The organism is Actinomycetospora sp. CA-053990 (genome assembly GCF_050948445.1).
Taxonomy (GTDB): domain Bacteria; phylum Actinomycetota; class Actinomycetes; order Mycobacteriales; family Pseudonocardiaceae; genus Actinomycetospora; species Actinomycetospora callitridis.
The window spans coordinates 5,442,370-5,457,298 of the sequence record NZ_CP192043.1 but is presented as its reverse complement, the minus strand read 5'-3'; the positions used below and the strand labels follow the sequence as shown (position 1 = coordinate 5,457,298).

Annotated in this window: 13 protein-coding genes and 1 pseudogene; 7 read left to right on the top strand and 7 right to left on the bottom strand. The window is 73.7% G+C overall.

The window, feature by feature from the left end; all coding sequences use genetic code 11:
• The first annotated feature begins 36 nt into the window (after positions 1-36).
• Complete coding sequence (gene yhjD, locus ACQPYN_RS27790; protein WP_433029932.1) at positions 37-1,113, top strand: inner membrane protein YhjD; 1,077 nt, start codon at positions 37-39, stop codon at positions 1,111-1,113.
• Between the two features lie 13 nt (positions 1,114-1,126).
• Here the strand turns inward: yhjD and ACQPYN_RS27785 are convergent, their stop codons facing one another.
• Together ACQPYN_RS27785 and ACQPYN_RS27780 are read right to left on the bottom strand one after the other, a co-directional pair.
• Entirely contained in the window at positions 1,127-1,465 is a 339-nt protein-coding gene (locus ACQPYN_RS27785; protein ID WP_433029930.1) for a PucR family transcriptional regulator, read from the bottom strand.
• Positions 1,462-2,403 carry a hypothetical protein gene (locus ACQPYN_RS27780; protein WP_433029928.1) on the bottom strand — a complete coding sequence of 314 codons (942 nt, stop codon included), beginning with the start codon at positions 2,401-2,403 and terminating at the stop codon, positions 1,462-1,464. The genes ACQPYN_RS27785 and ACQPYN_RS27780 overlap by 4 nt, the downstream gene beginning before the upstream one ends.
• A gap of 246 nt (positions 2,404-2,649) precedes the next feature.
• On the opposite strand from ACQPYN_RS27780, the gene ACQPYN_RS27775 reads away from it, so the two are divergent.
• Together ACQPYN_RS27775 and ACQPYN_RS27770 are read left to right on the top strand one after the other, a co-directional pair.
• Positions 2,650-3,594: an alpha/beta hydrolase gene (locus ACQPYN_RS27775; protein ID WP_433029926.1), complete on the top strand. Its 945-nt coding sequence runs from the start codon at positions 2,650-2,652 to the stop codon at positions 3,592-3,594.
• Positions 3,595-3,607: 13 nt separating this feature from the next.
• The gene (locus ACQPYN_RS27770) at positions 3,608-5,119 is read left to right on the top strand and encodes a flavin-containing monooxygenase (protein ID WP_433029924.1); all 1,512 of its coding nucleotides are present in this window, start codon (positions 3,608-3,610) and stop codon (positions 5,117-5,119) included.
• A gap of 15 nt (positions 5,120-5,134) precedes the next feature.
• Here the strand turns inward: ACQPYN_RS27770 and ACQPYN_RS27765 are convergent, their stop codons facing one another.
• The 5 genes and pseudogenes from ACQPYN_RS27765 to ACQPYN_RS27745 form a co-directional block, all read right to left on the bottom strand.
• The gene (locus ACQPYN_RS27765; RefSeq protein WP_433029922.1) at positions 5,135-6,364 is read right to left on the bottom strand and encodes an AMP-binding protein; all 1,230 of its coding nucleotides are present in this window, start codon (positions 6,362-6,364) and stop codon (positions 5,135-5,137) included.
• Positions 6,325-6,582, bottom strand: a pseudogene (locus ACQPYN_RS27760) (AMP-binding protein); the annotation flags it as partial. The pseudogene ACQPYN_RS27760 and the gene ACQPYN_RS27765, both read right to left, overlap by 40 nt.
• Before the next feature lie 16 nt (positions 6,583-6,598).
• A complete protein-coding gene (locus tag ACQPYN_RS27755; RefSeq protein ID WP_433029920.1) occupies positions 6,599-7,576 on the bottom strand; it encodes a D-alanyl-D-alanine carboxypeptidase family protein in 978 nt (325 codons plus the stop codon).
• A 253-nt stretch (positions 7,577-7,829) separates the two neighbouring features.
• Positions 7,830-8,882, bottom strand: coding sequence for a PA containing protein (locus tag ACQPYN_RS27750; RefSeq protein WP_433029918.1), 1,053 nt, complete (start codon positions 8,880-8,882; stop codon positions 7,830-7,832).
• 148 nt (positions 8,883-9,030) lie between these two features.
• Positions 9,031-10,410 (bottom strand): primosomal protein, encoded by a 1,380-nt coding sequence (locus tag ACQPYN_RS27745; RefSeq protein WP_433029916.1) that lies wholly within the window; start codon positions 10,408-10,410, stop codon positions 9,031-9,033.
• 113 nt (positions 10,411-10,523) lie between these two features.
• Here ACQPYN_RS27745 and ACQPYN_RS27740 point away from each other — a divergent pair, with 113 nt between their 5' ends.
• The 4 genes from ACQPYN_RS27740 to ACQPYN_RS27725 are packed head-to-tail and all read left to right on the top strand — an operon-like array spanning position 10,524 to position 14,840.
• On the top strand, positions 10,524-11,450 hold the full coding sequence (locus tag ACQPYN_RS27740; RefSeq protein WP_433029914.1) for a haloalkane dehalogenase: 927 nt from the start codon (positions 10,524-10,526) through the stop codon (positions 11,448-11,450).
• Between the two features lie 11 nt (positions 11,451-11,461).
• Positions 11,462-12,091, top strand: a complete 630-nt coding sequence (gene upp / locus ACQPYN_RS27735) for a uracil phosphoribosyltransferase (RefSeq protein ID WP_433029912.1) — start codon at positions 11,462-11,464, stop codon at positions 12,089-12,091.
• A 42-nt stretch (positions 12,092-12,133) separates the two neighbouring features.
• Positions 12,134-13,933, top strand: a complete 1,800-nt coding sequence (metG, locus tag ACQPYN_RS27730; RefSeq protein ID WP_433029910.1) for a methionine--tRNA ligase — start codon at positions 12,134-12,136, stop codon at positions 13,931-13,933.
• On the top strand, positions 13,926-14,840 hold the full coding sequence (locus ACQPYN_RS27725) for a TatD family hydrolase (protein WP_433029907.1): 915 nt from the start codon (positions 13,926-13,928) through the stop codon (positions 14,838-14,840). Before metG ends, ACQPYN_RS27725 begins: the two co-directional genes overlap by 8 nt.
• The last annotated feature ends 89 nt before the right edge of the window (positions 14,841-14,929 follow it).

Here is a 14,929-nt window from a genome sequence, read left to right as displayed (position 1 = left end):
GGGGAGTCGGGGACCGCGAGAGGACGACGCGCAGCGATGACGAGCGCCGCCAGCACGACCGACAGCACGACGGGCACGGACGCGTCCGGGACGACCGAGCCGACGCAGCTGGAGAAGCTGCGCGCGAAGTACCCCTGGCTCGACCACCTGATCCGTGCCGCCACCCGGTACACCGAGAAGCACGGTGACCACTACGCCGCGGCGATCACGTTCTTCTCGATCCTCGCTCTCGTCCCGCTGCTCATGGTCGCGTTCGCGGCCGCGGCGTTCGTGCTGGCGAACAACCAGGCGCTGCTGTCCGAGATCCAGAACGCCATCACGGCCGCGGTGCCGCCGGGGCTCGGCGACCTGCTGAACTCCGTCATCGACCAGGCCATCGCCCAGCGCAACGCGGTCGGCATCATCGGTCTGCTCGGCGCCCTGTTCTCCGGGCTCGGGTGGATGAGCAACCTGCGCGAGGCCCTCTCCGAGCAGTGGGACCAGCGCGGCGAGCCCCCGTCGATCGTCAAGCGCTACGGCAGCGACCTGCTCGCCATGATCGGGCTCGGGCTCGCGTTCGGGCTCTCGTTCGCCATCACGGGCGTCGGCACCGGGCTGTCGACCACGATCCTCGAGTTCCTGGGGCTCGGCGACGAGACCTGGGCGAAGTTCCTGTTCTTCCTCGCCGGTCTGGTCGTCACCCTGGCGGCGAACTGGCTGGTGTTCCTCTGGGTCATCGCCCGCCTGCCCCGCGAGCCGGTGACGCTGCGCTCGGCCGTCCGCGCCGCCCTGTTCGCCGCGGTCGGGTTCGTGATCCTCCAGCAGATCATGACCGTCTACATCTCGAGCGTCACCAACTCGCCCGCGGGCGCCGCGTTCGGTCCGATCATCGGTCTGCTGGTGTTCGCCAACTTCGTCTCCCGCTTCATCCTCTTCGTCACCGCCTGGGCGGCCACGCTCAAGGAGAACGAGCGGGAGGAGCTGCCGGAGCCCGCGCCGGTGATCGTCCGGCCGGCCATCACCGTCGGGCGCACGCCGGGTCCCCGCGCCACCGCGGGCCTGCTCGGGGCGGGCGCCCTGCTCGGCGTGCTCGGCCTGGGCCTGGGCCGCAGCCGGCGCGACCGCGAGGGCTAGTCGGCAGCGTGGACTAGTCGGCGGGGGCCGCGGGCGGGCCCAGCCACACGCACGCGCGCAGCGCGAGCTCGACGTCGAGGCGGTCGTGGTCGGCGCTGCCCAGCGGCCGGCCCCGGACCTCGTAGGCGCGACCGACCCGGTACTTGACGGTGTTGCGGTGGACTTGGAGCCGCCGCGCCGTGGTGGCGAGGCTGCCGCCGGTGGCGAGGAAGACCTGCAGGGTCTCGCGCAGCCGGGCAGTGGCGGGCTCGGGGTCGGCGAGCGCCCCGAGCACGCGCCGCACCCACGCCCGGGCGCCCTCGGGGTCGGCGCACAGCAGCGCCACCGCGCCCACCTCGTCGAACAGGGTCACCGGCGGCGCGCCCTCGCCGGACGCCAGCGCGACGTCGCGGGCCCGCCGGGCCTGGTCGTGCGTGGTGCGGAAGCCGTCGGGGCCGGGGTGGGCGACCCGCACGCCACGCGCACCGCGTCGCCGTGCCGCGCGACGGCGCGGGCGACGACCTCGCGCGACGGGGCGGTGTCGTCGCGGCACGGGAGCCAGGCCAGCACGCTCGCGGCGTCCCACGGGACCACGAGCGGGCGGCCCGCGGCCTCGAGCGCGGTCCCGAGGTCCAGCGCGACGCGCTCGAGAGCGGCGAAGGTGCCGTCGGGCGGCTCCGGTTCCAGCCACACCACGAGGCCGAGGTGGACCGCGGAGAAGCGGTAGCCCAGCGTCGACTCGACCGCGAGCCGGTCGTCGGGGCCGGTGGGGGCCCGGCCGGCGAGGACGTCGCGCACGCGCGCCACGCGCAGGGCGTGGCGGCTGCGGCGCGTGCGGTCGCGCTCGGCCTCGTAGGCCGCCACGACGTGCTGGGTGACGTGGTCGACGTAGTCCATGACCACGAGCACGATCCGCTGCGACGCGGCCGTGGCGCCGAGCCGTCGCGCGGCCTCGGCGAACGCCCACTCCATGAGGTGGGCCTGCCCGACGCGGTAGGCCCGGATCAGCGCGTTGACGGGGACCCCGCGCTGCGCCAACCGCTCCGCGTAGGCGACGGCCGCGGCCGGCGGCTCGACGCCACGCGGGTCCAGGTCGTGGCGCAGCACGTGCAGGATCGTCTCGACGTTGCCCTCGACGCTGGCGCCGAGCAGGTCGCGCAGGGCCGGGTCGCCGCGCAGCTCGTCGATGCGGGTCGCGAGCACGTCGCTGATCGACACGCTGACCTCGGTGCGCCGCGGGGCGAGCGCGTCGGCGACCTCGGCGACGGTGGCGACCGCGTCCTCCGGCATGGGGGAGGGCTCGATCGTCACCACCCTGCACCACCACCCGCGTGCGCTCGTCGGCCCCCGACGGCCGTCCTCGGACCGTAACCGCCGGTCGGGGACCACGACCAGCACTCGTCCGGCCCAGTGGACGACCTCATGGACGACCCGGTGGGCGGGAGACGGGACGGGGACAAGGGCCACTCACGGTTTCGTCCCCGCCGCACAAGCGCGGTCCGTGTGGTCCGGGTCACGCTCGGTAGGACCCGTCCGCTCGACCCATCGGGAGACTCCGTGCCCCTCCACCCCGAGGCCCAGGCCCTGCTCGACGCGCTGGTGGCCGCAGGCATGCCGCCCATCGAGTGCATGACCGTGCCGCAGGCCCGTCAGGCCGCCGCCGGGTTCCTCGACCTGCAGCCGCCGCCCGAGGAGGTCGGCACGGTGTCGAACCGGGCCATCCCGGGCCCCGACGGTGACATCCCCGCGCGGATCTACACGCCGAGCGGCGGCGGCTCCGGGGGCGTGCTCGTCTACTTCCACGGCGGCGGCTGGGTCATCGGGGACATCGAGACCGTCGACCGGCCGTGCCGGCAGCTCGCGAACACCGGCGACGTCACCGTGGTGTCGATCGACTACCGCCTCGCGCCCGAGCACGTGCAGCCCGCGGCGTTCGACGACTGCTACGCGGCGACCGTGTGGGTGGCGGAGCACGCCGCGGAGCTCGGCGTGGACGCGTCGCGCCTCGCGGTCGGCGGCGACTCGGCCGGCGGCCACCTCGCCGCCGCGGTGAGCCTCGCCGCCCGCGACCGGGGCGGCCCGGCGATCGCGTGCCAGCTGCTCTTCTACCCGGTCGTCGACTTCGACTGGACCAGCCCCTCGATCAACGACAACGGCGAGGGCTACCTGCTCGGCCGCGCCACGATGCAGTGGTTCTGGGCGCACTACCTCGGTGCCACCGACCCGGCCGACGACCCCTACACGTTCCCGCTGCGCGCGGCCGACCTCTCGGGGCTGCCGCCGGCGTTCGTCGCCACCGCCGAGTTCGACCCGCTGCGCGACGAGGGCGAGGCCTACGCCCGCAGGCTCGAGGAAGCCGGCAACTCCGTGACCTCCAAGCGCTTCGACGGCATGATCCACGGCTTCCTCTGGACGCTCGGCGCGACGCCGTCCGCCGCCGTGGTGATCGACGACGCCGTCGCCGTGCTGCAGCCCGCCCTGAGCTCCACCATCGCCGCGTAGAGGAGGAAGCACCGTGACCATCACCGAGACCCGCCCCGCGGGCGACGCCGGGGGAACCGCCGGTGTCGAGCACGTCGACGTCCTCGTCATCGGCGCCGGCGTCTCCGGTATCGACGCCGGACACCACCTGCGTGAGCGCTTCCCCGACAAGACGTTCGCCATCCTCGAGAAGCTGCCCGGCCGGGGAGGGACGTGGTGGACCCACCGCTTCCCGGGCGCCCGCTCGGACTCCGACCTGTTCACCTACGGCTACGCCCACAAGCCGTGGCGCGGCCCGTCGATCGCGACCTCCGACGAGATCACCAACTACCTCGACGAGGTCATCGAGGAGGACGACCTCAAAGCGGTCATCCGCTACCGGCACGCGGTGACGGCGGCGAGCTGGTCGTCGCAGGAGCAGCGGTGGACCCTCGATGTCCATCGCGAGGACACGGGCGAGACCCTGCAGATGACCTGCGGCTTCCTCTGGATGTGCCAGGGCTACTACAACCACGCGGACCCCCACCGCCCCGAGTGGCCGGGGATGGAGGACTTCAAGGGCGTCATCGCCCACCCGCAGACCTGGCCGCAGGATCTCGACTGGACCGGCAAGCGCGTCGTCGTCATCGGCAGCGGGGCCACGGCGGCCACCGTGGTGCCGGCGATGGCGGAGAAGGCCGCCCACGTCACGATGCTGCAGCGCACGCCGACGTTCATCGCCGCCGTGCCGAAGACCCACGAGCTGGCGATCCAGCTGCGCGCCCTCGACATCCCGGAGGAGTGGACCCACGAGATCCTCCGCCGGGCGTACATCGAGCAGTTCAACGAGCTGACCCGGATGTGCCAGGAGACCCCGGAGGAGGCGCGCCAGTTCCTGCTGGGCGAGATGCGCCCGCTCCTGCCCGAGGGCTACGAGGTCGAGAAGCACTTCAACCCGGGCTACCGCCCGTGGCAGCAGCGGATCGCGGTGGTGCCCGACGGCGACATCTTCACCGCGATCAGCGAGGGCCGGGCCTCGGTGGTCACCGACACCATCGACACCTTCACCGAGACCGGGATCCGGACCTCGTCGGGCGAGGAGCTCGAGGCCGACATCGTCGTCTCGGCCACCGGGTTCAACCTCAGCGCGCTCGGCGACATCCCGTTCACCGTGGACGGCGACCCCGTCGACGTCTCGCAGACGGTCACCTGGCGCGGGATCATGATCTCGGGCATCCCGAACATGGCCTACGTGTTCGGCTACTTCCGGCACAGCTGGACGCTGCGGGCCGACCTCGTCAGCGACCTGATCTGCCGTCTCATGACGACGATGGAGAGCCGGGGGGCCCGTTCGGTCACCCCCACCCTGCGGCCCGAGGACGCGGACATGGAGATCCGCCCGTGGTCGGAGCCGGAGAACTTCAACTCCGGCTACGTCATGCGCTCGCAGGACAAGATGTTCAAGCAGGGCGACCGTGCGCCGTGGACACACATGCACGAGTACGCCGAGGAGCGCCACACCCTGCCCGCCGCCGACCTCGACGACGGGACGCTGCAGTACCGGTGATGCGGTACGGGTAGCTCAGCGGAACGCCGAGCGCCGGACCTTGCCCGCGTCGTCGCGCAGCGGTCCCTCCGAGCGACGCCACACCCGTGGCCGCTTGGCCGGGGACAGCCGCGCGGCGACGTGGGCGTCCAGGTCGGCGTCGGTGACCCCGTCGGCCGTGCTGTCGACCTGCACGACGGCGTGGGCCACGGAGCCCAGGTCGTCGTCGGGCGCCGGGACGACGACGGCCGAGATCACCGCGGGGTGGGAGAGGATCGCCGCCTCGACCTCCGCGGGGTACACGTTCTGCCCGCCGACGACGATCATGTCGCTCGCCCGGTCGGCGAGGTAGAGGTAGCCGTCGGCGTCGAACGAGCCCATGTCGCCGAGCGACTCCCATCCGCCCGGCCGGGTGCGGGGCTCGGCACCGAGGTAGCGGTAGGTCGTGCGTCCCGGCTCGGGGCGCAGCCACAGCTCGCCGACCTCGCCCACGGCGCACGGCCGCCCGTCGTCCGGATGGCGCGCCTCGATCTCGCCGCCGGTCACGCGCCCCACCGAGCCGGGGTGCTCCAGCCACTCCGGGCCGGTGATCGTCGTGCGGGCCTGGGCCTCGGTGGCGGCGTAGCCCTCGAGCACCCGGTCGGCGCCGAGCCAGTCGATGACCGGCCGCTTCACCGCGGGCGGGCAGGGCGCGCCGATGTGGAACAGGGTGCGCAGCGCCGGCAGCTCCGGGAGGTCGGGCAGCCGGACCATTCGCCCCATCATGGTGGGCACCGCGTACATCCAGGTCGCGGCGTGCTCCGCGGCCAGCGCCACGGCCCGGGCGGCGTCGAAGCGACCCATCAGCACGACGTGGTTGCCGGTCATGAGCCCGAGCAGCGAGAACAGGTACGGCGCGTTGTGGAACAGCGGCGCCGTGCACAGGAACGTCCCGTCGGGCTCGATGCGGTAGATCGGGGCGCGGCCGGCGATCGCCGACTCGGTGGTCCCCGCCTCGCCGGCGACGATGACCTTCGGGCGCCCGGTCGACCCGCCCGACGTCGGCGCCTTCCAGGCCGGCGGCGCCGGGGCGGGCGGGGAGGGGTGCCCGGCCCGGTGGGCACGTGCCCGAGCGGCAGGACGGTGGTGCCCGCCGGCGCGACCTCCGGGTCGGTGCCGGGCGCGAGACCGACCACCACGGGCGGGCGCACGACGTCGAGCACCGCGGCGAGCTCGCCGGGCGTGAGCCGGTGCGACACCGGCTGCGGGACCGCGCCGAGCTTCCACGCCGCGATCGTCAGCGCGTAGTGCTCCGCGACGTTCGGGAGCGCGATCGAGACGAAGTCGCCGGGGGCGACCCCGTGCCCGAGGAGTTCGTGGGCCCAGCGGTCGGCGTGGGCCTCCAGCTGGGCGAAGGTCCAGCTCGAGGCGTCGTCCGTGACCGCCGGTCGGTCGGGGTGGGCGGCCGCGAGGCGCGTGAACGCCTCTCCCAGGGGCTCGGGCATGGCGCCGATCCTGCGCTCAGCGGCGCCCGGCGCGCAGGGCGAAGAGCCCGCCGACGGCGGCGACGACGGCGAGGAGCAGCACGGGCGTGCCCCAGGAGGTGGTCGCCCCGGACCCGGGGGCGGCGGCGTCGGGGTCCGGCGTGCTGGTGGTCCCCGGCTCCGCCGGCTCGGCGGGGTTCGAGTCGGTGAGGGTGCCGACGCCCCGGAGGTCGGGCAGGGCGAAGCCGTGGTCGAGCAGCGCGCTCGCCTGCTCGTACATCGGCACCGGACGCTGCTCGCCGCGCATGAGCACGACCACGAGCCGCCGGCCGTTGCGCTCGGCGGCCCCGATGAAGGTGTGCCGGGCGTCGTCGGTGAAGCCGGTCTTCCCGCCGATGTAGCCCTCGTAGCCGCTGGTCAAGAGCTTGTTGTCGTTGGCGACGACGAAGGGCGGGCTCGCACCGAACCCGGGGAACGGGATCTCCCGCGTGGCCACCGCCTGCGCGAACGGCTCCTCGCGCATCGCGACCCGGAAGATCGAGGCGAGGTCGTAGGCCGAGGTCTGCATGCCCGGCCCGTCGAGCCCGGACGGCGTCGCCGCCCGGGTGTCCAGCGCGCCCAGCCGCCGGGCGGTGGTGTTCATGAGGTCGACCGTCGCGGGGACGCTGCCGGTGAGGCGCACGGCCAGCGCGTGGGCGGCGTCGTTGCCCGACGCCATCATCATCGAGTCGAAGACCTGGCGGATCGTGTACCGACCGCCCGCGCCGATCCCGACGCGCGTGCCCTCCTGGTCGGCGTCCTCCTGGGTCCCGGTGATCGTCTCGTCGAGGGGGAGGCGCTGCGCCACGAGCAGCCCGGTGAGGGTCTTCATCAGCGACGCCGGGCGCAGCCGCGCGTGCGGGTTGCGGGCGGCGAGCACCTCACCCGAGTCGAGGTCGGCGAGGACGTAGGACACGACGCCGACCGCCGGCGCCGCCGGGGCGCCGTCCGGGACGACGTCACCGCACGTGCCCATCGCCGGTCCGCCGACGGGCGGGTCGGGGATCGGCAACGGCCTCGGCTCGGCCTGGCCGGGCTGCGGCGCCTCGGACTCGTCGACCGGGGTCCCGGCGCGGTGCCGAACTCGCAGGACGCGTCGGCAGGCACCGCCGGGGCCGCCATCGCGGCCCCGGGCAGCGCGGTCAGCCCGATCGCGACGGCCGCCGTGACCGTCGCGAGCATCCGTCGGGTGCTCATCGCGGGCGACAGTAGCCGCCGCCCTCGCGCGCTCAGTTCTCGGCGGTGGAGTTCTCGGTCGGGAGCTCGGAGCCGTTGTTCTGACCGTCGCGGATCGAGGGCTTGCGCGAGCCGCGGCGCGTGGTCGGGCGCGGCGCGGGCATCGAGCCCGAGGAGCCGCCTCCGGGGCCGAGGATGATCTCGGCGAACGTCGCCATCGCCTCGTCCAGGTGGCCGGCGTTGCGGCGCTCGGACTCCTCGTTGGCCTGGCGGACCAGGGCGACGACGGCCTCGTGGTCGGGGCGGTTGACCAGGGTGCCGTCGAGACGGTCCAGGCCGTTCTCCACCGACGTCGACAGCGCGCCGACGCGGTCGCCGAGCCCGGACTCGACGCTGTCGAGGCGCGTGCCGACCTGGTCGAGACGCTGCGTCAGGTTCTCGAGGCGCCCGGTCAGCTCGCCGACCTGCGTGGTGGTCTCGTTCCGCGTGGTCGTGGCGTCGGTGCGCGCAGCCTCGCGGGTGCCGGTGATCTCCTCGGAGACCCCGCGGGCGAGGTCGTCGAGGCGGTCGCGCAGGCCCGAGTCGACGGCGTCGACGCGCTCGCGCATCGGGCCGGTGACCGCCGAGGGGAGCCCGTCCAGGCGCATCTCGTGGCGGTCGAGCTTGTTGTCGAGGTCGTCGAGGCGCTTGTGCAGCCCCGAGATGCGGTCCTCGAGGCCGTCCATCCGGCCCGCGACGCCCTCGAAGCGGCCGCTGACGCCGTCGAGACGTCCGTCGATCTGCGCGAAGGGCGTCGCGAGCCGCTCGGCCACGCGGTCCACGAGGCCCTCGACCAGACGCGCGAGCGACGAGACCGAGGACTCCTGGGCGTCGATCTTCGCGACGGTCTCGTCGAGACGCTCGGCCAGCACGCTCATCTCGGTGCGGTCGGGCACGTCGGAGAGACGCTTGCGGATCGCGCCGAGGCCGTCCAGCGCCGCCAGCCGGCCGTGGATCTCGTCGAGCGAGTCGAAGATCTGCTGCTGTTCGCTGTCCCGGACCTCGGCCGCCCGCACCAGCATGCTGCGCATGCGGTCGAAGGACTGGGTCTGGTTGTTGTCGATCACGCGGATCCCGCTCTCTCGGAAGGTCTGGCCCGGGCCGGACCGGGGTCGGCGGACTCGAAGGGTAAACACCCCCCGGGGTGCGACCCCATCCGGGTGAGCGACCGGCATCCGGGTGTCCGCCACACGGGCACCAGGCGTGCGCTGGCGATCAGTGCTGCCGCAGCCGTCCCAGGAAACGGTCCTCGAGAGCACGCCACGCGGTGGCCTCGCGGTCGAACGGCGGCGACGGCGTCAGGCGCGTCGGGTCCGGCCGCACGACGAACGACACGAGCCACCCGAGGCTCTCCGAGGGCGCCAGGTCCTCGCGGGTGCGGGTGTCCCCGGCCCACGTCGCGGCGTCGACGATCAGCTCGACGGCGAGCTCGAGCTGCTCGGCGTCGACGACGTCGGGACCCTCGCCGAGGTCGTCGCCCAGGCCGGCGAGCACATACCGGTTCTCCGGCGCGATCTCGATCTCGAGGTCGCCGCCGGTCGCGGCGGACACGACCTCCTCCCAGGTCGAGACGCCGGCGAGGTCGTGGCCCTCCGCGCCCTCCCCGGCGATCCAGGTGCGCAGCGCGCGCGCCGAGGGGAACACGTCGATCTGGCCGCCGCTGCCGAGGAAGACGGGCTCGTCGTCGAGGTAGCACCGCAGCGTGATCACCTCGCCGTCCGACGTGGTGATCGCGATCGGGTCGATGCCGACCTCCTCCCAGAAGCCCGGCGGAGGCTCCTCGGCCTCGTCGACGAAGTCGCTGCGCAGGGACTCGCCCGCGGTGTCCTCGCGGAGCTCGTCCGGCGCGTCGGCCAGAGGTCCGGACGTGGCGGCGTCCTGCGGGTCGTCGACGACCGCGCTCGGGTCCTCGGGGTCGTTCTGCGCGTCCTCGGACGGCGCGGCGGGCTCGCCCTCGGGGTCCGCGTCCCGGTCGCCCGCCGGGGCCGGCGGCGTGGCGGTCGCGCGGAGGCGGGCGGCCAGCTCCTCGTCGACCTCGGGGCTCGAGATCATCGCGTCGAGCGCGTCGACGACCTCGTCCCAGCGCTCGTCGACCACCTCGGCGAGCTCGGCCCACAGCGCCGCGCCGTCGCGCCCGGCGAACGCCGGTGGGCCGGCGGTCAGGGCCGCGAAGGCGGGGGTCGCGTCGAGGACCTCGTGCACGACCGCGAGGTCGCAGACGTCGGCGAGCGAGCGGCACATGGCCGCGACCTCGGCGAGGTCGTCGAGGGTCCAGGTGTCGGGGTCCTCGGCGACGAGCTCCGGGACGCCGACCACGTCGTAGCGCTGCACGTCCTCCGGGGTCAGCTCGTCCACCGAGAGCTTCACGACCACGGGCCAGGCGGGGTGGTCGGAGAGGTCGTGCTCCTGGCCCGAGGACTCCGCCGTCGCGATCCAGGCCGCGAGGTCGGCGGCGTCCGCGAAGGCGAACAGCGCGTCGTCGTCGCCGAGGAAGGCCTCCCATTCCTCGCCGTCCTGGCGCCACCTCGGGGCCCACAGCGTGACGAGGTCGCCGGCGGTGAGCGCCAGCGTGATCGGGATGATGTCCTGCGCCATACCGGGCGGGCCTCCGCGAGCCGTGGAGAAGGGGGTGCGCGCGCACCCTATGACGACGCCGGTGACCTGCCCGTACCGGCGCGGTTCCCCCGGTCGGCTGACACGCTGGACGCATGGACCTCCTGCGGACGCCGGACGACCGTTTCGACGACCTGGCGGGCTTCCCGCTCGCGCCGCGCTGGGTGGAGGTGGCGAACCCCGACGGCGGGGCGGCGATCCGCGTCGCCACCTACGCGGCGGGTCCGGAGGACGCCCCGGCGGTGCTGATGCTCCACGGCGAGCCGACCTGGTCGTACCTCTACCGCCACGTGGTCGACGCCGTGGTCGGGGCCGGTCTGCGGGCGGTGGCGGTCGACATGGTCGGTTTCGGACGGTCGGACAAGCCGGCGGCGACCGCCGACCACAGCTACGCCCGCCACGTCGCCTGGATGACCGAGGTCGTCGCGGCGCTCGACCTGCGGGACGTCGTGCTGCTCGGCCAGGACTGGGGCGGGCTGATCGGGCTGCGCCTCGTCGCCGCCGAGCCCGAGCGCTACGCCGGCGTCGTCGCCTCGAACACCGGCCTGCCGACCGGCGACCACGACATGCCGGCGGTCTGGTGGCAGTTCCGCAAGGCCGTCGAGAAGGCTTCGGAGCCCGGCCGGGTCCTCGACGTCGGCCGCCTCGTCGCGTCCGGCTGTGCGCGCGGGCTCGCCGACGCCGACCGCGCGGCCTACGACGCCCCGTTCCCCGACGAGACGTTCAAGGCGGGGCCGCGGGCGATGCCGCTGCTCGTCCCGACCCGCCCGGACGACCCGGAGACCGAGCGCAACCGCGCCGCCTGGGAGTCGCTGGGCCGCTACGAGAAGCCGTTCCTCGTCGCCTTCGCCGACTCCGACCCGATCACCGGGGCGATGGGCCCGGTGCTGCGGGGCCACGTGCCCGGCGCGGCCGGGCGCGAGCACCCGACGATCACGGACGCCGGCCACTTCCTGCAGGAGGACGCGGGCGCCGAGCTCGGTCGGGTCGTCGGCGCGTTCGCGAGTGGGCTCCCGCACTAGCCTTCGCGGCCATGCCCGAGCCGCGGATCGTGCGCCACCCCCTCGTCGACGTCCGGCTGACGACCCTGCGCGACGAGACCACCGACCGGGCGTCCTTCCGCGCCGCGGTGCGGGAGCTGACCGCGATGGTGGTCTACGAGGCGATGCGGCACGCCCCGACGCGGCCCGTGGAGATCCGGACGCCGGTGACCACGACCACGGGCGCCGAGCTCGCGACGCCGACGGTGCTGGTGCCGGTGCTGCGCGCCGGGCTGGGGATGGCGGAGGCCGCCCACGCCCAGGTGCCCGGCGCGATCATGGGTTTCGTCGGCATGGCGCGCGACGAGGAGACCCTGCAGCCCACGACCTACCTGGCGTCGCTGCCGGGGAGCCTCGCCGGGCGCCCGGTGCTCGTGCTGGACCCGATGCTCGCCACCGGCGGGTCGATGGCCGGGACCATCGACCTGCTCGTCGAGCACGGGGCCGACGACGTCACCGCCGTCTGCCTGGTGGCCGCTCCCGAGGGCATCGCGCGCCTCGCGGAGGCCCACCCGGGGGTGGGGGTCGTCGCGGCCGCCGTCGACGAGCGGCTCAACGAGCACGGCTACATCGTCCCGGGCCTCGGGGACGCGGGAGACCGGCAGTTCGGGGCGATGCCCTAGCCGACGGTGGAACCGGTGGCGGGTGCGCGGACAATGAGCGTCATGAACGTTCCCGTGCTGACCGCCGTGGCGTGGCCCTACGCCAACGGCCCGCGGCACATCGGCCACGTGTCCGGGTTCGGTGTGCCCTCCGACGTCTTCTCGCGCTACCAGCGGATGGTCGGCAACCGGGTGCTCATGGTGTCGGGCACCGACGAGCACGGCACGCCGATCCAGGTGCAGGCCGACGCCGAGGGCTCGACGCCCCGCGAGCTCGTCGACAAGTACTCGCGGGTGATCCAGGACGACCTGGTCGGGCTCGGCCTGTCGTACGACCTGTTCACGCGCACGAGCACCGACAACCACCACCGCGTCACGCAGGACCTCTTCAGCGCGCTGTGGAACAACGGCTACGTCCGCACCGAGAAGACCCTCGGCGCGATCAGCCCGTCGACCGGCCGCACGCTGCCCGACCGCTACATCGAGGGCACGTGCCCGATCTGCGGTTACCCCAGCGCGCGCGGCGACCAGTGCGACAACTGCGGCAACCAGCTCGACCCCGCCGACCTGATCACCCCGCGCAGCCGGATCAACGGGGAGACCCCGCAGTTCGTCGAGACCGAGCACCTGCTGTTCGACCTGCCGGCGTTCTCGAAGTCGCTCGGGTCGTGGCTCGAGACCCGGACGCACTGGCGGCCGAACGTCCTGAACTTCAGCAAGCGCCTGGCCGACGACCTCAAGCCCCGCGCGATCAGCCGCGACCTCGACTGGGGCGTGCGCATCCCGCTGGACGGCTGGCACGACCAGCCGATGAAGCGCTTCTACGTCTGGTTCGACGCCGTGATCGGCTACCTGTCGGCGTCGGTGGAGTGGGCGCAGCGCACCGGCGACCCGGACGCGTGGAAGCAGTGGTGGTGCGACCCGGACGCGCAGTCGTTCTACTTCATGGGCAAGGACAACATCACCTTCCACTCGGTGATGTGGCCCGCGATCCTGCTCGGGCACAACGGCGAGGGCGACCGCGGCGGCGAGGTCGGGCCGTTCGGCCGTCTCAACCTGCCCACCGAGGTCGTGAGCTCCGAGTTCCTGACGATGAGCGGCTCGAAGTTCTCCACCAGCCGCGGCACCGTCATCTACGTCGGCGACTTCCTGCGCGAGTTCGGGCCCGACGCGCTGCGCTACTTCATCGCGGTCGCCGGCCCGGAGAACCAGGACAGCGACTTCACCTGGGACGAGTTCGTCCGGCGCACCAACTTCGAGCTGGCCAACGAGTGGGGCAACCTCGTCAACCGCTCGATCTCGCTGGCGTTCAAGAACGTCGGCGCGATCCCGGAGCCGACGTCCCCGGACCCGGCCGACGAGGCCCTGCTCGCGCAGTCGCGGGCCGCGTTCGACACCGTCGGCGCCCACCTCGCGCGCTCCCGGTTCAAGCAGGCGATCTCCGAGGCGATGCGGATCGTCGGCGAGGCGAACGCCTACCTGTCGCACCAGGAGCCGTGGAAGCGCAAGGACGACCCGGCCCGCCGCGACACGATCCTGCACACCGCCCTGCAGGTGGTGCAGGACGCGAACACCCTGCTCACGCCGTTCCTGCCGCACGCCGCGCAGAAGGTGCACGAGGCGCTCGGCGGCACCGGGGTGTGGGCGGAGCAGCCGCACCGCGAGGACGCGGGCGTCTCCGGCGAGCTCGGCACCAGCCACTCGGTGCTCACGGGCGACTACGCCTCCGAGCAGGCGCGCTGGGCGTCGACGCCGATCCCGGTGGGCCGGCCCCTGGCCAAGCCGACGCCGTTGTTCGCCAAGCTCGACCCGTCGCTGGGCGAGACCGGGCCGTCGTGGGCGCCCATCGCGACCGATGGGTAGCGGCGAGTCCGATCCGCCCAAGAGGGATCGCAATGTCCCGCCGCCGGTCCCCGAGCCCCTCGGGGACATCGGCGTGGTGGACGCCCACACCCACCTCGACGCCTGCGGGGCGCGGGACCCCGAGGTCCTCGCGCAGGTCCTCGACCGCGCCTCGAGCGCGGGCGTCACGGCGATGGTCACGACAGCGGACGACCTGGCCTCGGCACGCTGGGCGGCGTGGGCGGCCGACAGCGACCCGCGGGTGTTCGCGGCGGTCGGCCTGCACCCGACGCGGTCGAACGACCTCACCGACGACGCCCGGGCCGCGATCGAGGACCTGACCGCGCAGCCGCGCGTCGTGGCGGTGGGGGAGTCGGGGCTCGACGACTACTGGACGACGCGGCGCGAGGACTGTGCGCCGCTCGACGTCCAGCGCGAGGCGTTCGCGTGGCACATCGACCTCGCGAAGCGCACGGGACTGCCGCTGGTGATCCACGACCGCGACGCCCACGACGCGATCCTCGACGTCCTCGCCGCCGAGGGCGCGCCGCCGACCACGGTGTTCCACTGCTTCTCCGGCGACGTCGCGCTCGCCGAGCGCTGCGCGCAGGAGGGCTGGTACGCGTCGCTGTCGGGCACCGTGACCTTCCGGAACGCCAACGCCGCCGAGCTGCGACGAGCGGCGCTCCGGTTGCCCGCCGAGCTCGTGCTCGTCGAGACCGATGCCCCGTTCCTGACTCCGCATCCGTACCGCGGTCGGCCGAACGAGCCCTACGTCGTCCCCCACACGGTGCGAGACCTCGCGGAGCTCCGTGACGAGCCCGCGGAGCGGTTGGCCCAGATCAGCGCAGACAACGCCCGGCGGGCCTTCCGGTTGGCCGAACAGCCTCAACCTTCACTCTCCGTCGCACGAGAGAGCGCAGAGTAGGCACGCTCGTCGTCGCCGGGACGCCGTTCGGCGCAACACGGTCGTGTCGGCTTGATGGTGGCGACACCCAACTCGTTACCGTGCTGTGA